Source organism: Burkholderia sp. AU32262, from assembly GCF_020419985.1.
GTDB lineage: Bacteria > Pseudomonadota > Gammaproteobacteria > Burkholderiales > Burkholderiaceae > Burkholderia > Burkholderia semiarida.
Genome location: NZ_JAIZRS010000008.1, coordinates 180,239 through 203,594, shown reverse-complemented (window position 1 = coordinate 203,594; position 23,356 = coordinate 180,239). Strand labels below are relative to the sequence as shown.

Sequence of the window (23,356 nt, the reverse complement as noted above, 5' to 3'; positions counted from 1 at the left end):
GGCTCAGCCAATTTCCTTCAACGCCCGCAGCCCGTCCGGCAGCACCGCATCCGGAAACTGCGTGGACAGCGTGGCGTCCCGCCACCGCGCCGCCTCTTCCGCGCGCTGCCGTTCCGCCTGCTCGCAGACGAACAGCGCATCGCCGCCGAGCAGCAGGCGCAGCGGCACGTCGTCGCGGCGCGACAGGTCGACGATCAGCGCCGCGATCCGGGCGGGATCGCCGATCTCGTGGCCGCCATACGCGCCGAGCAGGTCGAGGATCTTCCCGACCGACGGTTGATAGTCGGGCAGCAGATCGTCGATGTCGCGCTTCGCCTGCGCGGCCCAGTCGGTGCGCATGCCGCCCGGTTCGAGCGTGCACACGCGCACGCCGAATGGCGCGGCTTCCTTCGCGAGCACGTCGCTGAATCCGCCGACCGCCCACTTCGCGGCCTGATATGCGGACAGTCCGGGCGTCGCCGTACGCCCGCCGACCGACGACACCTGGAAGATGTGCCCCGCGCGCTGCGCGCGCATCGTCGGCAGCACCGCGCGCGTGAGGTTGACCACGCCGAACAGGTTCGTTTCGATCTGGTCGCGGAAGGCTTCGGCGCTCATCTGCTCGAACGGCGCCGTGTGGCCGTAGCCCGCGTTGTTCACCAGCACGTCGATACGGCCGAACGCCGCGCGCGCCGCCGCGACGGCTTGCGCGGCCGCCGCTTCGTCGGTGACGTCGAGTTCGACCGGCAGCAGCCGGTTGCCATACCGTTCGGCCAGATCGGCCAGCCGCGCGGGATCGCGCGCGCCGGCCACCAGCCGGTCCCCCGCTGCCAGCACCGCTTCCGAAATGGCGCGACCGAGGCCGCGCGCGGCTCCCGTTACCAACCAGACTTTCGACATTTTCCACTCCTTGATCGTGATGAAACCACCAAAATGAATGATTACTCACTCATTAATATGGGCGACGCATCGATCGTTCGTGACCTGCGTCGTCCTGCCTGAAACGCGCCGCCGTCGCCGCGGCACATGCCGCCACGACGCGAATACTAGACTCACACCGCGTGCAACACGGCCCACATCGCGCGAAACCCCGCTTCCCGGTAGGCATCGGCCCGCGCCGGATCGCGTGCGATCGACTCCATCGCCGTTTCCGCGATCGACGTAAACAACGCCGAGCAGAACGCATGCGCTTCGTCGCGGCTCAACGCGCCCGACGCGGCGACCTGTTCGCGCAGCAGCGCGCCGATCCCGCCGAAGCCTTCCGAGCCCGCGGCCCGATGCGCATCGTCGATGCGCCCGCTCACGCCCAACTGCCGCAGCGCGCGCCGTCCGTCCGGATTCGCGACGCCCCACGACACATAGCCGTTCCACGCATGCCGCACCGCCTGCTCGGCCGGCGCATGTTCCGGAAACCCGGTCATCATCGCTTCGCGCATGTCGGCCTTCAGGCTCACGTACAGCGCGTTCAACAACGCGTCCTTGGTCTCGAAGTACGTGAACACCGTGCCTTCCGCCACGCCGGCAAGCCGCGCAATGCGCGCGGTGGTCGCGCTCGCGCCGTCCTCGGCGAGCGCGCGCGCGGCCGCCGCGAGGATGGCTTCGTGCTTGTCGGGACTGCGCGGTCGGGCCACGGTCGATTCCTTTAATGAGTGAGCGCTCAATCATAATCGACCCATCATCGAAAATGCAAGCCCCGTTACATCGCGCGAACACAGACGCAAACCATCAAAACGGTGCACTATTAGCGTTTTGCCGTACCGGCGCCGGCCAACCGGCGCCCGATGCCCTCGACGTTCGTTTCACGTTCACCGTTTCAAACCGCGAACCTCCCATGACGAATCAGCCTTCCCAGACCGCGGCCGACCGGCCCGTCGACATGATCATTTTCGGCGGCGGCGGCGACCTGGCCGCCCGCAAGCTGTTGCCCGCGCTGTACATGGCGCACCTGCACTGCAATCTTCCGCCCGAGACGCGCATCATCGCCGTCGGCCGCCGCGACTGGGGCATCGACGGCTATCGCAAGTTCATGGACGAGCAGTCGCGCCCGTTCATCGACGCGAAGGCGTTCGACGCCGACGCGTGGGCCCGCTTCCTCGACCTGTTCAAGTACGTGCTGATCGACGTGAACGCGCCGGACGACTACCAGCGGCTCGCCGAAGCGGCGCGCGGCGAGGCCGTGCGTGTGTTCTACCTGTCGACGTCGCCGGAGCTGTTCACGACGATCTGCGACAACCTGTCGGCCGCGCACCTCGTCGACGCGCATTCGCGCGTCGTCCTCGAAAAGCCGCTCGGCCACGATCTCGCTTCCGCGAAGGCGATCAACGACGCGGTCGGCAAGCACTTCGAGGAATCGCAGATCTACCGGATCGACCACTATCTCGGCAAGGAAACCGTGCAGAACCTGATGGTGCTGCGCTTCGGCAACCCGATCTTCGGGCCGCTGTGGCAGGCGCCGAACATCCGCAGCGTGCAGATCACGGTCGCGGAAACGGTCGGCGTCGGCAGCCGCGCGGGCTTCTACGACCATACCGGCGCGCTGCGCGACATGGTGCAGAACCACCTGCTGCAACTGCTGTGCATCGTCGCGATGGAGCCGCCCGTGTCGCTCGACCCGGACGCGGTGCGCGACGAGAAGCTGAAGGTGCTGCGCTCGCTGCGGCCGATGTCGCTGTCGGACGTCGCGCGCGACACGGTGCGCGGCCAGTACACGGCCGGCGCGGTCGACGGCCAGCCGGTCAAGGGCTATCTCGAGGAAGACAACGTGCCGGCGGACAGCCGCGCGGAAACCTTCGTCGCGCTGCGCGCGCACATCAACAACTGGCGCTGGGCGAACGTGCCGTTCTTCCTGCGCACCGGCAAGCGGCTGCAGCGCCGCCAGTCGGAAATCGTGATCGAGTTCGCGGACATGCCGTTCTCGATCATCCCGACCGGCCCGCGCAATTACGGCAACCGCCTCGTGATCCAGCTCCAGCCGGAAGAGTCGATCCAGTTGCAGATGCTCGCGAAGGAGCCGGGCAGCGGCATGAACATGGTGCCGGTGAGCCTGAACCTCGACCTGCAGCAGGCGATTCCGGAACGGCGCGCGGAAGCGTGCGAACGGCTGCTGATCGACGTGATCCGCGGCCGCCTCACGCATTTCATGCGCCGCGACGAGCTCGAAGCCGCGTGGTCGTGGGTCGAGCCGATCCTCGACGGCTGGAAGCAGCTCGGCGACCGGCCGCGCCTGTACACGGCCGGCACGTTCGGGCCCGCGGCCTCGTCGGCGCTGCTCGCGCGCGACGGGATGTCGTGGGCCGAAGAGGCGTAATCGCAGCACGACGGCGTGCCGACGCGCGGCACGCCGGCTCCCGAAGGGCAGCGCCGCCTGCCCTGCGTCGCTACTGCGGCTCCATCCACGCAGCCTTGCGCCGCGCCCGCCCGTCACCGCCGCTGCCGCCGCCCAGCACCTCGATCAGATAGTCGACGAACGACGCGATCCGCGACGAGATCGCGGTATTGCGGTAGTACACCGCGTGAATCGGCTGCTGAACGTCGAGCGTCTGGCGCGCGAGCACCTGCACCAGCCGCCCCGCATCGCGATCCTGCGCGGTCACGAAATCGGACAGGCAGACGACACCCGTGCCCTCCAGCGCAAGCTGCCGCAGCGTTTCGCCGCTCGACGAATACACGTCCGGCTCGATGCGGTACGCTTCGCCGTCCGTGCCGAGGATCGGCCATACGTTCAGCGATTCGGGCTGCGTGAAGCCGAGCAGCGTGTGCTTGTCGAGATCCTCGACCTTGCGCGGCTGGCCATGCGCTTCGATATACGCGGGGCTCGCGAGGATGCGCAGCCGGCTGTTGCCGATGCGCCGGCTGTGCAGCGTCGAATCCTTCAGCCGGCCGATCCGGACCGCGACGTCGGTGCGCCGCTCCAGCAGATCGGTGATGCCCTCGTTGCTGTTCAGTTCCAGCTCGACCTTCGGGAAGCGCTCGCGGTAGCCGCGCACGAGCGGCACGATCACGTGCAGCATGAACGGCGTCGCGGCGTCGACGCGCAGGCGCCCGGACGGCATCTCGCGCCGCGCGAGCATCTGCTCCTCCGCGTTCTCGACCGATTCGATGATCGCGCGCGCGTCCTGCAGGAACGCGCGCCCTTCCTCGGTCAGTTCGAGCCGGCGCGTGGTCCGGCGCAGCAGCGTGGTCTTGAGCTTTTCCTCGAGCCGCGCGAGCGTGCGGCTCGTCGCCGACACAGTGAGGTCGAGCTGCTGCGCGGCCGCCGTGATCGAACCGGTATCGACCACGGCGGTAAAGGCCTGGAGTTCGTCGAGGGTGGTCTTCATTGTTGAGTTGAAATCAAAACAATTTGGTTTATAGACGAGTTTTTCAGCAAAAGTAAAGCCGGCACACTGCGATCCATTCCTACTGAAACCCGGATCCCGTCATGCCACTCGCGTTGCTTGCGCTGACCATCAGCGCCTTTGCCATCGGCACCACCGAATTCGTGATCGTCGGGCTGATCCCGACGATCGGCGCCGACCTCGGCGTCAGCCTGCCGTCCGCCGGCCTGCTCGTCAGCCTGTACGCGCTGGCCGTCGCCATCGGCGCGCCGCTGCTCACCGCGCTCACCGGCCGCGTGCCGCGCAAGGCGCTGCTCGCCGGGCTGATGGCGCTCTTCACCGTCGGCAACCTCGTCGCATGGCAGGCGCCGGGCTACGAATCGCTGATCGTCGCACGCGTGCTCACCGGCCTCGCGCACGGCGTGTTCTTCTCGGTCGGCTCGATCATCGCGACCACGCTCGTGCCGAAGGAGAAGGCCGCCAGCGCGATCGCGACGATGTTCAGCGGCATGACCGTCGCGTTCGTCGCCGGCATTCCGCTCGGCACCTTCATCGGCCAGCACTTCGGCTGGCGCGCGACGTTCCTGATCGTCGCGCTGTTCGGCCTCGTCGCATTCGTCGGCGCAGTCGCCTTCGTGCCGCGCGCGCTGCCGCAGACGCCGCCGGCCCCCCTCGCCCGCCAGTTGCGCGTGCTGGCCCAGCCGCGCTTGCTGCTCGTCTATGCGATGACGGCGGTCGGTTACGGCGGCTCGCTGATCGCGTTCACGTACATGGCGCCGCTGCTCGAACAGATCGCCGGCTTCACGCCGTCGCAGGTCAGCCTCGTGCTGGTCGGCTACGGCGTATCGGTCGCGGTCGGCAACGTGTGGGGCGGCAAGCTCGCGGACGCCGTCGGCCCCGTGAAGGCGCTCAAGCGGATCTTCCTGCTGCTCGCGATCGTGCTGCTCGCGCTGACCTTCACGATCCACGTGAAATGGCTCGCGGTGCTGACGATGCTCGCGTGGGGCGCCGTGGCGTTCGGCAACGTGCCGGGGCTGCAGGTGTACGTCGTCAAGCAGGCGCGCCACTTCGCGCCGGACGCCGCCGACGTCGCATCGGGTTTCAACATCGCCGCCTTCAACCTCGGCGTGGCCGGCGGCTCGTCGCTCGGCGGCCTGATCGTCGCGAACGTCGGCCTCGGCCACACCCCGTGGATCGCCGCCGTCGTCACGCTCGGCGCGTTTGCACTCACCGCGTTGAGCGGCCGTCTCGACCGCCGCCACGGGCTGCCGGAACGCACGGCCGAACCCGTCGAACTCGCGCATTGAACGTCACCTTTTCACAGGAGCCACCAGCATGAACGCATCGACCCAACGTCCGCCGTTCGCCGGCAAGACATTCGAAGTCCGCTACGACGGCCTCACCGCGCTCAACGCGTACGACGAGGACGGCCTTCATATGCGCTACGAGATCACCGAAGGCCCGTATGCGGGCGCGAAAGGTGAAGTCGAATACACGTGGCAGCGCGTGGCCGGCGAGACTTACGCGATCTCGTGGCAGGAAGCCGATCGCGCCACCGTCGTGCATGTCGACGACTTCGCCGCCGGCACGTCGCGCTCGTTCTTCACCGCGGCGTCGCTCGACTTCTACCGGCTCGACGGCAGCCTGCGCGCGGTCTGAACGGAGCAACCCGATCATGTCCCCCTCTCTCGACAAGCTCGCCGCCGGCGGCTTCAGCATCGGCGTCGAACTGCCGCTCGACAACGACTGGACCGCGTCCGGCAACGCGAAACGCCGGCATGACGGCCGCCACCCCGGCGTGCCGGACCTGGAAATCCACGCGGAGCTCGCGCAACTGGCCGACACGCTCGGCTTTCGCGCGCTCTGGGTGCGCGACGTGCCGCTGTACGACCCGTCGTTCGGCGACGCCGCGCAGGTGTTCGAAACGTTCTCGTATCTCGGCTACCTCGCCGGCATCACGCGCGACATCCTGCTCGGCACGGCCGCCGTCGTGCTGCCGCTGCGCGAACCGCTGCTGACGCTGAAATCGGCCGCGACGATCCAGGAACTGAGCCGCGGGCGCCTGCTGCTCGGCGTCGCGAGCGGCGACCGGCCGGTCGAATATCCGCTGTTCGGCCGCGAATTCGCGTCGCGCGGCGCGAACTTCCGCGACCAGATCGCGTTGCTGCGCGACGGTGCACGCGGGCATCTGCCGCCCGGCCTGGAAGTGCTGCCCGCCGCGCGCTCGCCGGTGCCGCTGCTCGTCGCCGGCCTCGCGCAGCAGACGCCCGCGTGGATCGGCGAGCACATGGACGGCTGCCTCGCGTATCCGGGCACGCCGGCCGACCACGCGCAGCGCGCCGCGAACTGGCGTGCGGTGGCCGGCGACAAGCCGTACGTGAGCTTCATCCACCTCGACCTCGCGGAAGATCCGCACGAACCGCTGCAGCGGCACCGCTTCGGCGCGCGCGCGGGACGCATCGCGCTGACGGAAGAACTCGCGGCGATGCGCGATGCGGGCGTGCGGCACATCGGCCTGCATTTCCGCCGCAACCGGCGGCCGCTCGACGAGACGATGGCCGAGATCGCATCGGACGTGCTGCCGGCGTTCCATTCGATCACGGATCCGCAGGCGCGCGTCGCATAAGGCCGCCACGGCCCGCACGCGCCCGCGACACGTTCAATATTTGATTTGAAGTCAAATATTTTTGACCTCTAAAGGCGTTTATTTCATCAGTCTCAAGCGCCAGAATGATTCGCATACCGCAACCGTTCCCCTCTTCCAGGAGCACACGATGAGCAAGATTCCGGCCTTCGGCCTCGGTACGTTCCGCCTGCAAGGCCAGGTCGTCGTCGACTCGGTCCGCAACGGCCTCGAAGTCGGCTACCGCGCGATCGACACCGCGCAGATCTACGGCAACGAAGCAGAAGTCGGCGAAGCGATCGCCGCGTCGGGCGTGCGCCGCGACGACCTGTTCCTCACGACGAAGATCTGGGTCGACAACTACGCGCCGGACAAGCTGGCGGCCAGCCTCGAGGAAAGCCTGCGCAAGCTGCGCACCGACTATGTCGACCTGACGCTGATCCACTGGCCGGCCCCCGGCAACGGCGTGTCGATCGACGCGTTCATGACCGCGCTGGCGGACGCGAAGGCGAAGGGCCTCACGCGCCAGATCGGCATCTCGAACTTCAACATCGCGCTGACGAAGGAAGCGATCGCGGCCGTCGGCAAGGACGCGATCGCGACGAACCAGATCGAACTGAGCCCGTACCTGCAGAACCGCAAGCTGGTCGAGTTCCTGAACGCCGAAGGCATTCACGTGACGTCGTACATGACGCTCGCGTACGGCAAGGTGCTCGGCGATCCGGTGATCGGCGCGATCGCGCAGCGTCACGACGCGACGCCGGCGCAAGTCGCGCTCGCCTGGGCGCTGCAGCTCGGCTACTCGGTGATTCCGTCGTCCACCAAGCGCGAGAACCTCGCGAGCAATCTGCTCGCGCAGACGCTGCGCCTGACCGACGAAGACATGGCGCAGATCGCCGCGCTCGAGCGCAACGGCCGCGAAGTCGACCCGGCCGGCCTCGCGCCGCAGTGGGACTGAGCGCGCCGCACCTTCATCCGACATGACCCGTCCGCAGCCCGCCGGCCGCGGCACCGACAGGAATTCACCATGACCCAGGACCCGCTTTTCCAACCGCTGCGACTCGGCGCGCTGACGCTGCCGAACCGCATCGTGATGCCGCCGATGACGCGTTCGCGCGCGAGCCAGCCCGGCGACGAAGCCAACGAACTGATGGCCGCGTACTACGCGCAGCGCGCGAGTGCGGGCCTGATCGTCAGCGAAGGCACCTATATCGCGCCGCTCGGCAAGGGCTACGCGTGGACGCCCGGCATTCACACGCCGTCGCAGGTCGCCGGCTGGCGCAAGGTGACGGACGCCGTGCATGCCGCGCACGGCCGCATCTTCGCGCAGCTGTGGCACGTCGGCCGACTGAGCCACACGAGCCTGCTCGGCGGCGCGCAACCCGTGTCGTCGTCCCCGCTCCAGGCGAAGGGCGTGAACGTGTTCATCGCCGGCGAGGACGGCAGCACGCCCGGCTTCGTGCAGGCCTCCGAGCCGCGCGCGCTGTCGGTCGACGAGATCCGCGAGATCGTCGGTCAATATCGGACCGCCGCCCGCCATGCGATCGAGGCCGGCTTCGACGGCGTCGAGCTGCACGGCGCGAACGGCTACCTCGTGAACCAGTTCATCGACTCGAACGCGAACACGCGCACCGATCAGTACGGCGGCTCGCTCGAGAACCGGCTGCGCTTCCTGCGCGAAGTCACGCAGGCGCTGATCGAAGGGACCGGCGACGCGTCGCGCGTCGGCATCCGCCTCGCGCCGCTGACCACGCTGAACGGCTGCGTCGACGACGACCCGGAAACGACCTACCTCGCCGCCGCGAAGCTGCTCGGCGAACTCGGCGTCGGCTACCTGCACATCGCGGAAGCCGACTGGGACGACGCGCCGCTGATGCCGGTCGCCTTCAAGCAGCAATTGCGCGCCGCGTTCCCGGGCGTGCTGATCTATGCCGGCGCGTACACCGCCGAGCGCGCACGCGAAGCGATCGCCGCCGGCTGGGCCGACCTCGTCGCATTCGGCCGCCCGTTCGTCGCGAACCCCGACCTGCCCGAGCGGCTGCGCACCGGCGCCGCGCTCGCGCCGCATGATCGCAACACGCTGTTCGGCGGCGGCGCCCACGGCCTGACCGACTACCCGACGCTCGCGCAAGCCGCGGCGTAACGCGCGACAGGAGCCCCGAATGAAAGCAACGCTCGCCCGGCTCGTGCTCGCCGCGATCCTGCCGTTCGCGGCCGCGCACGCTGCCCACGCCGCCGCGTCGGCCGCGGCGGCCGACTGGTATCCGTCCGTCTATGGCGCCGATGACGAAATCGGCGCGGCCAACCTGCTGACGCCCGACGTCGTCAAGCACGCGGTCGGCCTCGTGAAGGCCGGCAAGACCTATCCGCTGGCCGTGCCGGTGGACAAGCACCTGCCGGCGTTCCGCCATCGCAGCTTCCGGCTGTACAACGTGCAGGTCGGCCAGCAGGCCGGCAAGAGCCTCGGCCCGAACAAGTTCACGTTCAACGACGAACTCGTCAACGCGTGGACCGGCGTCGGCACGCAGCTCAACGGCATCGGCCACATCGGCATCGACAACGTGTACTACAACGGCAACCGGGCGGCCGATTTCGTGACCATCGACGGCGTGAAGAAGCTCGGCGTCGAGAAGGTGCCGCCGATCGTCACGCGCGGCGTCGTGCTCGACATGACCGCCCGCTACGGCAAGCCGATCGTGCCGGGAGGCACCGAATTCACGGTCGCCGACATCCAGGCCGTGCTGAAGCAGCAGGGGCTGACGCTGCGCAAGGGCGACGTCGTGCTGTTCAACACCGGCTGGCTCGAGCTGATCGGCAAGGACGACAAGCAGTTCCTCGACGTCGAGCCCGGCATCGGCATGGAAGCGGCGAAGTGGCTGGCCGATCAGGGAATCGTCGCGTTCGGCGGCGACACGTGGGCGTCGGAGGTCTATCCGAATCCGCACACGCGGGACGAATTCCCGGTCAACCAGTACATGCTCGCGAAGCGCGGCATCTACAACCTGGAGTTGATCGACAGCCGCGCGCTGGTGCGCGACAAGGCATGGGAATTCCTGTTCGTGCTCGGCCAGCCGCTGTACGTCGGCTCGACGCAGGTCAACATCAACCCGGTCGCGATCCGCTGATCGCGGGTCCGCTCCTTCGGCGATCGCGGCGACTATCGCCGCGATTGTCATTTCCGCATTGCAGCCTGTGCGATCGGCGTCTAACGTTGACGGGATCGATGTCGTACGACCGTCACCCGACCTGAAAGGACGCCCCGTCATGCCAAGCCGATCCCCGACACGCGACATGCTGCTGGCCCTTGCGGCCGGTCTTTCCCTGGCGGCTTTTACCGCGCCCGCACACGCCGACGAGGCTGCCGGCCTCGCGCCGCCGGCGCCGGCCACGCCGGTGCTGGCGACCACCGCGACCGGCGTGCAGATCTATTCGTGCGAATACGATGCCGACCACCGGCTCGCGTGGGCCTTCAAGCGCCCGGAGGCGACGTTGTTCGATGAAAACGGCACGCTCGTCGTGCGGCACGGCGCGGGGCCGTCGTGGGAAGCGCTCGACGGCAGCCGCATTACCGGCAAGAAGCTCGCGGAAATGCCGAGCGCAAGCGCGGCCAGCGTTCCGCAACTGCTGCTCGCGGCGACGCCGGCCGCAACCGGCACGCTCGCCGGCGTGCGCTTCGTGCAGCGGCTCGACACGGCGGGCGGCACGCCGCCGGCCGCGACGTGCACGACCGAGCATGCGGTCGGCCGCTTCCCGTACTTCGCGCGCTACGTGTTCCTGAAGTGACGCACAAGGCGGCGCAAGCGACGGGCATCATCCCGTCGCCTTTCGCCGCGCCTCCATTAATCAGGCCTCCTATATTTGATACGGGGAAGCGTGAAATCGTCGACACCCTCGTTCCGCCTGGTCAGCGTGTCCGCATCGACAATTCGACGTCACCGCCGAACGGCACCGACAGATAGCCGTTTTCCGGCGCGCGCACGTAGGCGAGATAGTCGGGGCTGTATTCCGCGTTGTCGGCCACGACGAATGCCCCCGCCCTGAGCCGCGGCTCGACCCGCGCGAGAATCTCCGGATACAGCGCCTTCGCCCCGTCGAGCAGCAACAGGTCGACCGAATCCGGAAGATCGGTGGCCAGCGTGTGGAGCGCATCGCCTTCGCGAATCTCCACGAGATCGGCCAGTCCGGCTGCCGCCAGGTTGGCCTGCGCGCGTACGACCTTCGACGGCTCGAATTCGCTCGTGATCAGCCGCCCACCGCCGTTGTCGCGCAGCGCGGCCGCCAGATGCAGCGTCGAAATGCCGAACGACGTGCCGAATTCGACGATTGCCTTGGCATTGCCGCTGCGCGCGAGCATGTATAGCAGCATGCCCGTCTCGCGCGACACGGGAAGCGGGTAATCCTTCAGGCGCGCATACAGATCGGCGTAATCCGTCTTGCTGCGCATCAGCCGCGCTTGCTCGTCGCGCGACACGTCGGCAAACGCCGGGCTCGTCGCGGGCGACGACGCGTCGGCTTCGTCGAACAGGCGCGCCAGCAACGAAGCCAGCGGGTCGAGCATCAGGGTGGTCATGCGAATCTCCGGTATCGGGTTGAGTGCGTCGTTGCACCCGACTAGAATATGACGAACCATTCAGGTTTTACTATTCGCATTGGCAAACCGCTCATGACCGACCGCCGAAACGCCCCGATCGCCACGCGCAAGCTGCCTCGGCAGGCGCGCTCGACCCGTCTCGTCGAGGACGTCCTGCAGGCGGCTATTCAGGTTTTGGCGAGCGAGGGCGCGCAGCGCTTCACGATGGCGCGCGTCGCGGAGCGGGCCGGCGTGAGCGTCGGCTCGCTGTACCAGTACTTCCCGAACAAGGCGTCCGTGCTGTTCCGGCTCCAGCACGACGAGTGGCGGCAAACGCACGACATGCTGTGCGGGATCCTGCAGGACACTCGGAAGACGCCGCCCGAGCGCGTGCGCGCCGCCGTCCACGCGTTCATCCGTTCGGAATGCGACGAGGCGCCGATGCGGATCGCTCTCGACGACGCCGCCCCGCTCTATCGCGACGCCCCCGAGGCGCGGGCAGTGAAGGCCGAGGGCAACCGGGTGTTCACCGCGTTCATGCGCGAAGCGCTGCCCGACGTGCCCGACGCCACGCATGCGCTCGCGTGCGAACTGATCCTGACGACGCTCACGACGGGCGGCAAGGCGTTCTCCGAAACCGCGCGCACCTCGGCGGAAATCGACGCGTACTCGGACGCGATGGCCGACATGTTCTGCGCGTATCTCGCCCATCTCGCGCGCAGTTGAGGCCCGCGCCGGGACGGAGACCGCGCATGCGCGCTGGCCTTCCGGGCCGCCCTGAAAGTCATTCGTAATACCCAACGCCCCGCCCGCCGCCCCCGCATTCAAATAGTCGCCTTAACGGATTCGAACTAGGCGTATACACGCGTGTCGGCGCGGCGGAGCCCCGTCGCACGCCGATATAAGCGCTGCGACATGCGCTGCATGCTCGTCCCCCGATGGGACGTGATGGGCGGCTCGCCTAACCTTCGCTACGGCAAGGCACACGCGACGGGGTCGACCACGGCACGCGTCGTCCGACGCGACACCCTCGCGATCGTTTCGATTCGAGCGTAACGACACGCATCGCGCGTCGTTCGTCCCCACGACGTTGCCGAACAATCCCAACCAGATACGAGACACCCTGACGACGGTTCGCAACGGGCCGTTTCAGCATGCTGATAAAGGAGCAAGCTCATGAGTGATACCCCGGTGCAGCCGACGGTCGGCGTCGGCGCGGAAGAAACTGACTTCGGCGCCCAGGGAGTCATCGACCGCTATTTCGGCATTTCGTCGCGCGGCAGCACGCAGCGCCGCGAGATCATTGCCGGCGTGACCACCTTCCTCGCGATGGTCTATTCCGTGTTCGTCGTGCCCGGCATGTTCGGCAAGGCCGGTTTCGACACGAGCGCCGTATTCGTCGCGGTGTGCGTCACCACCGCGTTCGGCTCGCTGCTGATGGGCCTGTGGGCGAAGCTGCCGATCGCGATCGGCTGCGCGATCTCGCTGACCGCGTTCACCGCGTTCGGCCTCGTGCTCGGCAAGGGGCTGCCTCCGACGGTCGCGCTCGGCGCCGTGTTTCTGATGGGCCTCGTGTTCACCGGCATCTCGATCACCGGCGTGCGTTCGTGGATCCTGCGCAACCTGCCCGCGGGCGTCGCGCACGGCACGGGCATCGGCATCGGCCTGTTCCTGCTGCTGATCGCGTCGAACGACGTCGGCCTCGTGATCAAGAACCCGGGCGCCGGCCTGCCGGTCTCACTCGGCCAGATCACCGCGTTCCCGGTCATCATGTCGGTCATCGGCCTCGCCGCGATCTTCGGCCTCGAAAAGCGCCGCGTGCCGGGCGGCATCCTGCTCGTCGTGATCGCGATCTCGGTGTTCGGCCTGATCTTCGATCCGGGCGTGAAGTACCGCGGCATCTTCGCGCTGCCGTCGCTGAGCGCGCCGGGCCACGCATCGCTGATCGGCGCGATGGACATCAAGGGCGCGCTGTCGATGGCCGTGCTGCCGAGCGTGCTCGCGCTGGTGATGACCGCCGTGTTCGACGCGACCGGCACGATCCGCGCGGTCGCGGGCCAGGCCGGCCAGCTCGACAAGAACGGCCGCATCATCAACGGCGGCCGTGCGCTGACCGCCGATTCGGTCAGCTCGATCTTCTCCGGCTTCCTCGGCGGCGCGCCGGCGGCCGCCTACATCGAGTCGAGCGTCGGCGTGGCCGCCGGCGCGAAGACGGGGCTCGCGGCCGCCGTGGTCGGCCTGCTGTTCCTCGTCGTGATGTTCTTCTCACCGCTCGCGGGCCTCGTGCCGTCGTATGCGACGGCGCCCGCGCTGATGTACGTCGGCCTGCTGATGCTCGGCAGCGTGAGCAAGCTGCACATGGACGACATGGTCGACGCGATGTCGGGCCTCGTGTGCGCGGTGTTCATCGTGCTGACCGCGAACATCGTGACGGGCATCATGCTCGGCTTCTCGACGCTCGTGATCGGCCGCCTCGCCAGCGGCGAATTCCGCAAGCTCAACGTCGGCACCGTGCTGATCGCGGCCGTGCTCGTCACGTTCTATCTCGGCGGCTGGGCCATCTGAGCGCACGCCATGCGCGACGTCGCCGGCACGAAGGCGGCGCGCATCGGGACGAGATCGTCTCCTCCACCATCGTCGTCGATGGTCTGCCGGCCTGGGAACGCGAGTTTCCAGGCCTTTTTTTGCCGGTGCGGCGCGGCGTGACGCCCGTCGCGAAAACGGCGCGAACCCGCCCCGTCAGAACGGCTTGATCACGGCCAGCCCAACGACGAGCGCCATCGCGACGATCACCGCGCCCGCCGTCCGCCCGAGCCACGGCGCCGGCACGGCGACGAGATCGTCGCGCTCCATGCGCCGCAGCGTGCCGGCCAGGATTCCGTGCAGCACCGACAGCGCGACGACGAACGCGAGCTTCGCCGACAGCCACGCGGTGCCGAACCAGTGACCGCTCAACGCGAGCGCGATGCCGGCGATCCAGACGATCGCAAGCGCGGGCGCCGTCACCGTGCGATCCCAGCGCCGCACCGCGCGATGCACGGCGAGGTTCGCGATACGGACCGCGACGGACGACAGCAGCAGCCCGCCGACGAACGTGACGACGGCGACCAGATGCACGGCCTTCAGCACCAGGTAAATCATCGCGCGTGCCGCCTGCGCGCGATCCAGCCGGCGCTCGCCAGCCCCGCGAACGGCACCACGGCCGACAACACGAGCCGCGCGACCTCGCCCTTGCTCCACAACCCGCTCGACGCGGTGCCGACCACCGCCCACACGTACATCGCGAACGCGATGCCGTGAACCGGGCCCATGATCGATACCGCGACCGGATACCCGGCCAGGTGCTTGAGCGGCACGGCCACGCACACCAGCACGACGAGCGTGGCCGCTTCCAGCAGCGACAGGTATTGCAGGTTCCGCAACGCGTTGCGATCGTCTTGTTTCATCGGCAGGCCTCCAGGTGGTCCGCCGCGATTGTCGCGTGTGGTGCCGGGTCGAGCCATTGGCTAGAATGACATCTTTCAACGGATTCTGGCCACGGCCGCGAACGCCATGCATACGGTCGCCGTTCTTGCCTTGCCCGATGTCGTCCCGTTCGATCTCGGCGTCGCCTGCGACACGTTCGCGCGCGTGCGGGCGCCGAACGTCGCGCAGGCGTACCGTGTACGCGTATGCAGCGAGTAGCCGCGCGTCGGCGGCGAGCTGTTCGAGCTGCGCCCGCCGTTTCGCCTCGATGCACTGGCCGACGCCGATACGATCATGGTCCCCGGCACGTCGGTGCCGCTCGCGCCCACGTCGCGCCGCGTGCTCGATGCGCTGCGCGCGGCGGCCGCGCGCGGGCGCCGGATCGCGTCGATCTGCAGCGGCGCGTTCGTGCTCGCGGAGGCCGGGCTGCTCGACGGCCTGCGCGCGACGACGCACTGGCTCGCGGCCGCCGAACTCGCGCGCCGCTACCCGAACGTCGACGTCGATGCGAACGTGCTGTTCGTCGACAACGGCCGGATCCTGACCTCGGCCGGCGCGGCGGCCGGTCTCGATCTGTGCCTGCACATGATCCAGGCCGACTATGGCGCGGCCGTCGCCGTCGACGCGGCCCGCAGCGCGGTGGCGCCGCGCGTGCGCGAAGGCGGGCAGGCGCAGTTCATCGCGCCCGAATGGCCGGCCGGCGGCGACGGGCTGCACGACCTGATGGACTGGCTGCACGCGAACCTGCGCCAGCCGCTGACGCTCGACGCGATCGCGCGCAAGGCGTCGACCAGCGTGCGCACGCTGACGCGGCGCTTCCAGGAGCAGACGGGCACGTCGCCCGGGCAATGGCTGCAGACCGCGCGCGTCAGGCATGCACAGCAGTTGCTGGAGATGACCGAACTGTCGATCGAACATGTGGCGACGGAAGCCGGGTTCGGTTCGGTCACCGCGTTTCGCGAGCGCTTCTCACGCATCGTCGGCACGTCGCCGCAGCGCTATCGGCAGGCGTTCCGCGCACGCGCCGACGCGTGACGTGCATCCGGATCGCCGCCTGAATCCGAACCCGCCGCCCCCTTTCGCGCCAACCGGACCCGACCGATGACCCGCATCCGCAATCCCTTGAACATCGCGCAGCTCCAGGCGTTCGTCTCCGCCGCGCACCTGAAGAGCCTGCGCGCCGCCGCGCGCGAGCTCGGCGTCACGCAGCCGGCGATCACGCACACGATCCGCGAGCTCGAAACGGCGCTCAACGCGGAGTTGCTCGCGCGCAGCGTGCGCGGCGTCGAGCTGACCGCGTGCGGCGAGGCGCTGCTGCCGCGCGCCGAGCAGTTGCTCGGCGACGTCCGCCGCACGGTCGAGGCCGTCGAGCAGGTAAAAGGCGAGATGTCGGGCCGCGTCGCGGTCGGCACGATGCCGTCGATCGCGCTGACCGCGTTGCCGCACGCGGTGACGGCGTTCCGCGAGTCGATGCCGAACGTCAGCCTGCATCTGGAGGAAGTGACGGTGCCCGATGCGCTCGCGCAGTTGCGCAACGGCACGCTCGACATCGCTGCAATGCACCATGTGCCCGCGCTCGACCGCGATTTCACGCAATTGCCGCTGCTGTCGACCGAATTCACGATCGTGATGCGCGACGGCCACCCGCTCGCGCAGGCGCGCCGGTTAGAGGAATTGCTCGACGCGGAGTGGATCGTCACCGTCGGCGCCGAGCAGTTCCCGCACAGCGTGATGGTCGGGATGTTCGAGGCGCACGGGCTGCCGCTGCCCAAACGCCTGCTGCGCTCGCCGATGTCGTTCGCGGTGACGCTCGGGCTCGTCGCGCGCTCGGACGTGATCGGCTGCTTCACGCGCCCGCTCGCCGCGATGGTCGCGCCGCTCGGCATCCGCACGGCCGAACTCGACGAAAGCATGCCGCGCTTCGACCTGTCGATCATCGCGCGGCGCGACCTGCTGCCCACGCCCGCCGTGTCGCACTTCGTCACGTGCCTGCAGCGCGCGGTCAACGAAACGCTCGGCTGAATCGTTCCTGTGTGTGAAACGGCGGTGCGTCCGACGCGCCGCCGCCGGGCCCGGTATCGGGGCTTGTCCTAGGCGCCCCGCCGGTATTTTGTCTTGATAATCTTGCGCACGTCGCGCGCCCCCATCGGGCGGGCGAAACGGACTGTCCGACGCGAAGCCGCGGCGGGCCGAAGGCTTACGGCGCGGCACAACCGCGCACCCATCGAACAAAACGAGGAGTCACCGAGTGAAAAAGATTCTTGCGGCTGTGACCGTGGCCCTGCTCGCCGTATCGGCCGGCAGTGCATACGCGAAGGACTGGTCGACCGTGCGGTTCGGCGTCGACGCAAGCTACCCGCCTTTCGAATCGAAAGGCGCCGACGGCAAGGTGGTCGGCTTCGACGTGGATCTCGGCAACGAGATCTGCCGCCGCATCAACGCGAAGTGCGTGTGGATCGAGAACGACTTCGACGGGATGATCCCGGCGCTGAAGGCCCGCAAGTTCGACGGCGTGCTGTCGTCGATGTCGATGACGCCGGCGCGCGCCGAACAGATCGCGTTCTCGTCGAAGCTGTTCAACACGCCGACGCGCCTCGTCACGAAGAAGGGCGCGAACCTGCAGCCGACGGCCGAATCGCTGAAGGGCAAGTCGGTCGGCGTCGAGCAGGGCACGATCCAGGAAACCTACGCGAAGACGTACTGGGCGTCGAAGGGCGTGAACGTCGTGCCTTACCAGAACCAGGACCAGGTCTACGCCGACCTGATCTCCGGCCGTCTGGACGGCGCGCTGCAGGACGCGGTGCAAGCCGAGATCGGCTTCCTGAAGACGCCGCGCGGCGCGAACTTCGACTTCGCCGGCAAGGATCTCGACGATCCGAAGACGCTCGGCAACGGCGCCGGCATCGGCCTGCGCAAGGAAGACACCGACCTGAAGGCGAAGATCGACGGCGCGATCGCCGGCATGCGCAAGGACGGCACGTACGACAAGATCGCGAAGAAGTACTTCGATTTCGACGTCTACGGCAAGTAATCCGGCCGACCGACGCGCGATTCGGCGCGACACCGACGGGCTCCGCAAGGAGCCCGTTTTTTTTGCGCGCGGCGCGGACGACGTTATTTTTTCCGCGCCAACCCGATGATTCTCAACGGGAAACCGGATGTTCCGGCGCCGGTTTGGTGGGGGCGAGGAAGGCAACGTACAATCGATCTTCCACGCACACGGATCATTCGCGGCTGCGCCGCACTCCCCTCATCATGCAAACGCAGACCCATCCGCTGATTTCCCCCGCCGTCGGCACCGAACGCCAGATCACCAGCTTCCACTACGGCCCGCGCGGCGGCAAGAAGGTCTACATCCAGTCGTCGCTGCACGCGGACGAGCTGCCCGGCATGCTGGTCGCCACGCTGCTGCGCCGCAAGATCGCCGCGCTCGAGACGGCCGGCAAGCTGCGCGGCGAAATCGTCATCGTGCCCGTGCCCAATCCGATCGGCCTGTCGCAACACGTGTTCGGCGATCATCTCGGCCGCTTCGAGCTCGGCTCGATGCAGAACTTCAACCGCAATTTCTACGATCTCGCGGCGCTCGTGCTGCCGCGCGTGGAAGACCGCCTCACGAACGACGCGCAGCGCAATCTCGCCGTCGTGCGCACCGCGATGCGCGAAGCGCTCGACGAGCAGAAGCCGCGCACCGAACTCGACTCGCAGCGCCTCGCGCTGCAGAAGCTGTCGTTCGACGCCGATATCGTGCTCGACCTGCACTGCGACAGCGATGCGGTGATGCACCTCTACACGAATCCCGATCTCTGGCCGGACGTCGAGCCGCTGGCGCGCTATCTCGATGCCAAGGCGTCGCTGCTCGCGCTGAATTCGGTCGGCAACCCGTTCGACGAAATCCACAGCTTCTGCTGGTCGGATCTGCGCAACCGCTTCGGCGACCGCTTCCCGATCCCGAACGGCGCGATTTCCGTCACGGTGGAACTGCGCAGCGAACGCGACGTGTCGTACGAGTTCGCCGAAAAGGATGCCCAGGCGATCGTCGAATACCTGACCGAGCGCGGCGTCGTTGAAGGCACGCCGGCACCGCTGCCGCCGCTCGCGCATCCGGCCACGCCGCTCGCGGGCACCGATCCGCTCGTCGCGCCCGCGTCGGGCGTGATCGTGTTCCGTACGCCGGTCGGCGTGATGATCGAGGCCGGCCAGGCCGTGGCCGACATCGTCGATCCGCTGACCGATCGCGTCGTCACGCTGAAGAGCAGCGTGTCGGGCGTGCTGTACGCGCGCCAGGTCGTGCGCTTCGCGACGGCCGGCATGGAAGTCGCGCGCATCGCCGGCGCGACCGCGATCCGCACCGGCTCGCTGCTGTCGGCCTGAGCCCGAGTGTCCGGCCCGCGCGCCGGGCCGGGCAGGGCCGCGGCGCGCATGCGCACCATCCGCATCCACCAATGAAATCGCCCGCTTGCGCGGGCGATTGGCTTTCCGGAGCGCGCGTCGGCGGCCGATACCGCGCCGCCGGCCGCCATGCGCGAAGGCCGCTCAGAACGCCGGCACGATCGCGCCGCCGAACTTCTGGTCGATGAACTTGCGCACGTCGTTCGATTCATAGGCCGCGACGAGCTTCTTCACCCACGGCTTGTCCTTGTCCTGCGCGCGCACCGCGATCAGGTTCGCGTACGGCCCGCGCAGATCCTCGATCGCGATCGCGTCCTTCACCGGCGTGAGCCCCGCCTTCACCGCGTAGTCGGTGTTGATCGACGCGGCGTCGAGATCGGGCAGCGCGCGCGGCAGTTGCGCGGCGTCGAGTTCGACGATCCTGATCTTCTTCGGATTCTCGGCGACGTCGAGCGGCGTCGCGTTCACGCCGTTCGTGCCGGCGCCGGCCTTCAGCTTGATCACGCCGTACTTCTGCAACAGCAACAGCGCGCGGTTGCCGTTCGACGGATCGTTCTGGATTCCGACCTTCGCGCCGACCGGCAGATCCTTCAGCGACTTGAGCTTCTTCGAATAGAAGCCCATCGGCGCGGTGTAGGTCAGTCCGACGTTGACGATCTTGTAGCCGCGCTGCTTGATCTGGCTGTCGAGGAACGGCTGGTGCTGGAAGCCGTTCGCATCGAGATCGCCGGCATCGAGCGCCGCGTTCGGCTGCACGTAGTCGTTGAATTCGATCACCTTGATCGCAAGGCCTTCGCGCGCGGCGACCTTCGTCACCTCGGTCCAGATTTGCGCGTCGGGGCCGCTCATCGTGCCGATCTTCAGCGTTTGCGGGTCGGCGTGCGCGCCGGGCGCGGCGAATGCCAGCGCGGCGGCGAGTGCGCCGAGGCCGGTCAGGATCGAACGTCGCATGGGTGTCCTCTTTGTCCCGTGTCGTGTGTTGGAGGACGGATCGTGGCACGGGGCGCGAACGCCGCAAACCAAGCTTATTTCATGTGCATATTCCGGATCGGGATCGAATCTCAGCCGAAATCGGTATAACCCGCGCCAGGCAACCCGGGCAGAATTCCGTGTCGCATCGGCACCACACATTCGTCATATGACAGTCGCTGTCATATTCATTACGTGGCCCGCCGATAAAGTTGCGCCGGTCCGTGAGAGCGCCCGCAGAGAGCGCCGGAACCGCAACTGGACACGCCATTCATTCGCTCGGAGAATCCTTTGAACAAGAAACTGTTGACCATCGCCGCCCTCGCAGCAACGGCCGGCACGGCGCACGCACAAAGCAGCGTGACCCTGTACGGCGTCATCGATGCCGGTATCAGCTACGTGAACCACAGCAAGACCGCTACCGGCAGCGGCAAGCTGTTCAAGTACGACGACGGCGTGGCCCAGGGCAGCCGTTGGGGCCTGCGCGGCACCGAGGACCTCGGTGGCGGCCTGAAGGCGATCTTCGTGCTCGAAAACGGCTTCAACAGCGGCAACGGCACGATCGGCCAGGGCGGCGCGATCTTCGGCCGTCAAGCGTACGTCGGCCTGAGCCAGGCGCAATACGGCACGGTCACGTTCGGCCGCCAGTACTCGTTCTCGACCGACATCCTCGGTTCGAACTACTCGACGGGCGGCAACACGGTCGCGGGCAACTACGCGTACCACGTGAACGCCATCGACCAGCTCACGTCGAGCCGCATCAACAACGCGGTGAAGTTCCAGAGCGCGAACTACGCCGGCTTCACGTTCGGCGCGTTGTACGGCTTCTCGAACTCGACCGACTTCGCCGGCGCACCGTCGACGACGACGGGCACCACGACGACGCCCGGTTCGTCGCGCGCATACAGCTTCGGCCTGAACTACGCGAACGGCCCGTTCGCCCTCGGCGCGGCATACACGGACATCCGCTTCCCGAGCCAGTCGACGCCGGCCTTCTCGACGTCGATCGCGAACATCGCGCTGACGAACATCCGCGACCTGCGCACGTACGGCGTCGGCGGCCGCTACGTCTTCGGCCCGGCAACGGCATGGCTGCTCTGGACGCGCACGCAGTTCACCCCGATCGCGGCCGGCGCATCGGGCACGTTCTACAACGCATACGAAGCAGGCGTGAAGTATGCGTTCACGCCGGCGCTGTCGGCGGCAGCGGGCTACACGTACACGAACGCGACGCAAAGCGGCAGCTCGGCGCACTGGAACCAGGGCAACGTGGGCCTCGACTACGCGCTGAGCAAGCGCACGGACGTGTATGGCCTGGTGATCTACCAGAAGGCGTCGGGCAACAACGTGCAGGCGCAGATCGGTTCGAGCACGAGCTACTTCAACACGTCGGGCACGGGTTCGTCGAACCAGCTGGCCGCTCGCGTCGGTATCCGTCACAAGTTCTAAAGCATCCGCTTAACTCGCGGATCACGACGGCAAGAAGCGCCCCGCTCCACGCGGGGCGCTTTTTTATGGGCTTTTAAGTTTCGCTTAATTCTGGGCTGAGACGATGCTCTCACCCCCCCTGTTGGCCGCCTGAGCATCGGCGGCTTTTTTTTTAAACGCCGACGGCGCCGCCATCGATTGCCCACAAGACAGGATCGGAGGCCATGATGATCGAAGATACCGTTTTCAGCCATCTGCACGCGATTCTCACGTGCCAACACTCGCTGCCGGTCCAGAGCTGCCGCGTCTCGGTTGAAATGCAGCGCCCCTGGGGCCGCCCGTATCGCCTCGTCGAATGGACGATGCATCTCGACGCGCCCGCGCGGCGCCAGATCGTGCCGGCCGAATCGACCGACGAAGAAATCGCCGAGGTCGTCGCGTCGCACGTGCCGGGCCGGCTTTACGGCGACGGCCGGCTACAGTTCTGAGCACGTTTCCGTTCCCCCGGCCCCCCGTCTGTCGGCCGCGCCGCGCGCATCGTGCGGCAGTCGGTCTCGTTTGACGCGGCAACGAAACCTGCTACGCTGCGCGTTTTCGTCCACGCAACACATGATGGAAAACGCATTCAACGAACGTGGCGTCATGGTCACGCGCAACGGCCTGTCGGCCGCCGGGCAGGTATTCGCACTGCGTGACATCCGCCACGTCGACGTCGTCAAGATTCCGAAGAACCGTCTCGTGCCGTCGCTGATCTCGCTGATCGGCGCGGCCATCGCCATCGCGGGCGGCATCGGCGCATCGAGCGCCGCGCTCGTGGTCGGCGTGATGCTCGCCGTCGTCGGCTATCTCGCCTGGACCACGCAGGACGTCACCTACCGCCTGATGGTCGAGATGCCCGACGGCAAGCGCGAAGCGCTGTCGAGCGTCGACGCCGAGTTCGTCGAACGCGTCGCGCAGGTCGTGCGCGATGCGCGGTCCGCCACCACGGCCGGCTGATTTTCCTCGCATTCGCTTGCGTGCCGGTTCCCGCCGGCCGCACGCACGCGGCGAATGTCGGCTCGCGCGGCGTTCGCGCGGAATCGCGTGCCGGCCGCCGGCACGCACGCACCTCGCCTCCACCTCCGCCGCCGAGCGCCTAGTATGGAAAGAGCGGCTCGCCGCCGCATCGTCCGAGGAGGCCAGCATGAACGCTCAATCGCTGTCCGGCATGCTTCGCGCGCAGGAACTGCTGATCGTGTCGATGATCCGTGCGCTTCCCCCTGACGCACGCCGTACGCTCGTCGAGCTCTACACCGACCAGATCGCGTTCGCCGAACAGGCCGGTATCGAAAGCCACGGCGATCGCGCAACGCACGACGCGTTCGTCGCGCACGCGCGCAACCTGCTGATTCGCGTCGAAGCGCTGGCTTAGCGCGCGTTCGCGCCCCGGTTTCTCCCAAATTTCCGACCCGAGCTCGGCCGAGCCGCGCAGGCGAGCGCTCACTCGCATGAGCCGCTTTGCGTCCTTGTATTGATAATAATTCTCATTTACACTGTTAAGGTTGTCAGTTGCCTTTCAAATCGCCGTTTGCCGCATGCCGCGCGCAAACGGGCCAGCCAGGTGAACGCGTCACCCAG

General features: G+C 67.6%; 24 protein-coding genes and 1 pseudogene. 18 read left to right on the top strand and 7 right to left on the bottom strand.

Annotated elements, in window-relative coordinates:
* Positions 1–3: 3 nt before the first annotated feature.
* Together LGN10_RS12505 and LGN10_RS12500 are read right to left on the bottom strand one after the other, a co-directional pair.
* Positions 4–879 (bottom strand): SDR family NAD(P)-dependent oxidoreductase, encoded by an 876-nt coding sequence (locus LGN10_RS12505; RefSeq protein WP_059581993.1) that lies wholly within the window; start codon positions 877–879, stop codon positions 4–6.
* Positions 880–1,031: 152 nt separating this feature from the next.
* Positions 1,032–1,610 (bottom strand): TetR/AcrR family transcriptional regulator, encoded by a 579-nt coding sequence (locus LGN10_RS12500; protein ID WP_226223602.1) that lies wholly within the window; start codon positions 1,608–1,610, stop codon positions 1,032–1,034.
* A 200-nt stretch (positions 1,611–1,810) separates the two neighbouring features.
* On the opposite strand from LGN10_RS12500, the gene zwf reads away from it, so the two are divergent.
* Entirely contained in the window at positions 1,811–3,286 is a 1,476-nt protein-coding gene (zwf, locus tag LGN10_RS12495) for a glucose-6-phosphate dehydrogenase (RefSeq protein ID WP_226223596.1), read from the top strand.
* A gap of 70 nt (positions 3,287–3,356) precedes the next feature.
* On the opposite strand, the gene LGN10_RS12490 is transcribed toward zwf, so the two are convergent.
* The gene (locus tag LGN10_RS12490; RefSeq protein WP_059581985.1) at positions 3,357–4,298 is read right to left on the bottom strand and encodes a LysR family transcriptional regulator; all 942 of its coding nucleotides are present in this window, start codon (positions 4,296–4,298) and stop codon (positions 3,357–3,359) included.
* Positions 4,299–4,399: 101 nt separating this feature from the next.
* Here LGN10_RS12490 and LGN10_RS12485 point away from each other — a divergent pair, with 101 nt between their 5' ends.
* The 7 genes from LGN10_RS12485 to LGN10_RS12455 all read left to right on the top strand — a co-directional run bounded on the left by LGN10_RS12485 (position 4,400) and on the right by LGN10_RS12455 (position 10,701).
* The gene (locus LGN10_RS12485; RefSeq protein ID WP_059581982.1) at positions 4,400–5,602 is read left to right on the top strand and encodes an MFS transporter; all 1,203 of its coding nucleotides are present in this window, start codon (positions 4,400–4,402) and stop codon (positions 5,600–5,602) included.
* A 28-nt stretch (positions 5,603–5,630) separates the two neighbouring features.
* Positions 5,631–5,954, top strand: a complete 324-nt coding sequence (locus LGN10_RS12480) for a MoaF-related domain-containing protein (RefSeq protein ID WP_059641514.1) — start codon at positions 5,631–5,633, stop codon at positions 5,952–5,954.
* Between the two features lie 16 nt (positions 5,955–5,970).
* Complete coding sequence (locus LGN10_RS12475) at positions 5,971–6,921, top strand: LLM class oxidoreductase (protein ID WP_226223594.1); 951 nt, start codon at positions 5,971–5,973, stop codon at positions 6,919–6,921.
* Between the two features lie 148 nt (positions 6,922–7,069).
* A complete protein-coding gene (dkgB, locus tag LGN10_RS12470) occupies positions 7,070–7,876 on the top strand; it encodes a 2,5-didehydrogluconate reductase DkgB (protein WP_059581975.1) in 807 nt (268 codons plus the stop codon).
* Between the two features lie 69 nt (positions 7,877–7,945).
* A complete protein-coding gene (locus tag LGN10_RS12465) occupies positions 7,946–9,061 on the top strand; it encodes an alkene reductase (protein WP_059581972.1) in 1,116 nt (371 codons plus the stop codon).
* A gap of 19 nt (positions 9,062–9,080) precedes the next feature.
* Complete coding sequence (locus LGN10_RS12460) at positions 9,081–10,043, top strand: cyclase family protein (protein ID WP_226223593.1); 963 nt, start codon at positions 9,081–9,083, stop codon at positions 10,041–10,043.
* A gap of 139 nt (positions 10,044–10,182) precedes the next feature.
* The gene (locus tag LGN10_RS12455) at positions 10,183–10,701 is read left to right on the top strand and encodes a DUF3455 domain-containing protein (protein WP_059581967.1); all 519 of its coding nucleotides are present in this window, start codon (positions 10,183–10,185) and stop codon (positions 10,699–10,701) included.
* Between the two features lie 121 nt (positions 10,702–10,822).
* Here LGN10_RS12455 and LGN10_RS12450 read toward each other — a convergent pair whose 3' ends face one another.
* Positions 10,823–11,488, bottom strand: a complete 666-nt coding sequence (locus LGN10_RS12450) for an O-methyltransferase (RefSeq protein WP_226223591.1) — start codon at positions 11,486–11,488, stop codon at positions 10,823–10,825.
* Positions 11,489–11,536: 48 nt separating this feature from the next.
* On the opposite strand from LGN10_RS12450, the gene LGN10_RS12445 reads away from it, so the two are divergent.
* Positions 11,537–12,214, top strand: a complete 678-nt coding sequence (locus LGN10_RS12445) for a TetR family transcriptional regulator (protein ID WP_099318022.1) — start codon at positions 11,537–11,539, stop codon at positions 12,212–12,214.
* 450 nt (positions 12,215–12,664) lie between these two features.
* Complete coding sequence (locus LGN10_RS12440) at positions 12,665–14,053, top strand: NCS2 family permease (protein WP_226223589.1); 1,389 nt, start codon at positions 12,665–12,667, stop codon at positions 14,051–14,053.
* Positions 14,054–14,227: 174 nt separating this feature from the next.
* Here LGN10_RS12440 and LGN10_RS12435 read toward each other — a convergent pair whose 3' ends face one another.
* Together LGN10_RS12435 and LGN10_RS12430 are read right to left on the bottom strand one after the other, a co-directional pair.
* Positions 14,228–14,629 carry a CopD family protein gene (locus LGN10_RS12435; RefSeq protein ID WP_060968269.1) on the bottom strand — a complete coding sequence of 134 codons (402 nt, stop codon included), beginning with the start codon at positions 14,627–14,629 and terminating at the stop codon, positions 14,228–14,230.
* Entirely contained in the window at positions 14,626–14,934 is a 309-nt protein-coding gene (locus LGN10_RS12430; RefSeq protein WP_060011258.1) for a DUF3817 domain-containing protein, read from the bottom strand. Before LGN10_RS12430 ends, LGN10_RS12435 begins: the two co-directional genes overlap by 4 nt.
* 106 nt (positions 14,935–15,040) lie before the next feature.
* On the opposite strand from LGN10_RS12430, the pseudogene LGN10_RS12425 reads away from it, so the two are divergent.
* From LGN10_RS12425 to LGN10_RS12410, 4 genes and pseudogenes are all read left to right on the top strand, one after another.
* Positions 15,041–15,988 (top strand): annotated as a pseudogene (locus LGN10_RS12425) (GlxA family transcriptional regulator).
* Between the two features lie 66 nt (positions 15,989–16,054).
* Positions 16,055–16,975, top strand: a complete 921-nt coding sequence (locus tag LGN10_RS12420; RefSeq protein ID WP_059581952.1) for a LysR family transcriptional regulator — start codon at positions 16,055–16,057, stop codon at positions 16,973–16,975.
* A 226-nt stretch (positions 16,976–17,201) separates the two neighbouring features.
* On the top strand, positions 17,202–17,984 hold the full coding sequence (locus tag LGN10_RS12415) for an ABC transporter substrate-binding protein (protein WP_059581949.1): 783 nt from the start codon (positions 17,202–17,204) through the stop codon (positions 17,982–17,984).
* Between the two features lie 224 nt (positions 17,985–18,208).
* Entirely contained in the window at positions 18,209–19,324 is a 1,116-nt protein-coding gene (locus LGN10_RS12410; RefSeq protein WP_226223588.1) for a succinylglutamate desuccinylase/aspartoacylase family protein, read from the top strand.
* Between the two features lie 162 nt (positions 19,325–19,486).
* Here the strand turns inward: LGN10_RS12410 and LGN10_RS12405 are convergent, their stop codons facing one another.
* Positions 19,487–20,293 (bottom strand): MetQ/NlpA family ABC transporter substrate-binding protein, encoded by an 807-nt coding sequence (locus tag LGN10_RS12405; RefSeq protein WP_059581944.1) that lies wholly within the window; start codon positions 20,291–20,293, stop codon positions 19,487–19,489.
* Positions 20,294–20,602: 309 nt separating this feature from the next.
* Here LGN10_RS12405 and LGN10_RS12400 point away from each other — a divergent pair, with 309 nt between their 5' ends.
* From LGN10_RS12400 to LGN10_RS12385, 4 genes are all read left to right on the top strand, one after another.
* Positions 20,603–21,760: a porin gene (locus LGN10_RS12400; RefSeq protein WP_226223586.1), complete on the top strand. Its 1,158-nt coding sequence runs from the start codon at positions 20,603–20,605 to the stop codon at positions 21,758–21,760.
* A gap of 206 nt (positions 21,761–21,966) precedes the next feature.
* Entirely contained in the window at positions 21,967–22,227 is a 261-nt protein-coding gene (locus LGN10_RS12395) for a DUF2866 domain-containing protein (RefSeq protein WP_011548992.1), read from the top strand.
* A 124-nt stretch (positions 22,228–22,351) separates the two neighbouring features.
* Positions 22,352–22,735: a DUF6232 family protein gene (locus LGN10_RS12390; RefSeq protein WP_059641486.1), complete on the top strand. Its 384-nt coding sequence runs from the start codon at positions 22,352–22,354 to the stop codon at positions 22,733–22,735.
* A 187-nt stretch (positions 22,736–22,922) separates the two neighbouring features.
* Positions 22,923–23,150 (top strand): hypothetical protein, encoded by a 228-nt coding sequence (locus LGN10_RS12385; protein WP_059581936.1) that lies wholly within the window; start codon positions 22,923–22,925, stop codon positions 23,148–23,150.
* Positions 23,151–23,356: the final 206 nt, after the last annotated feature.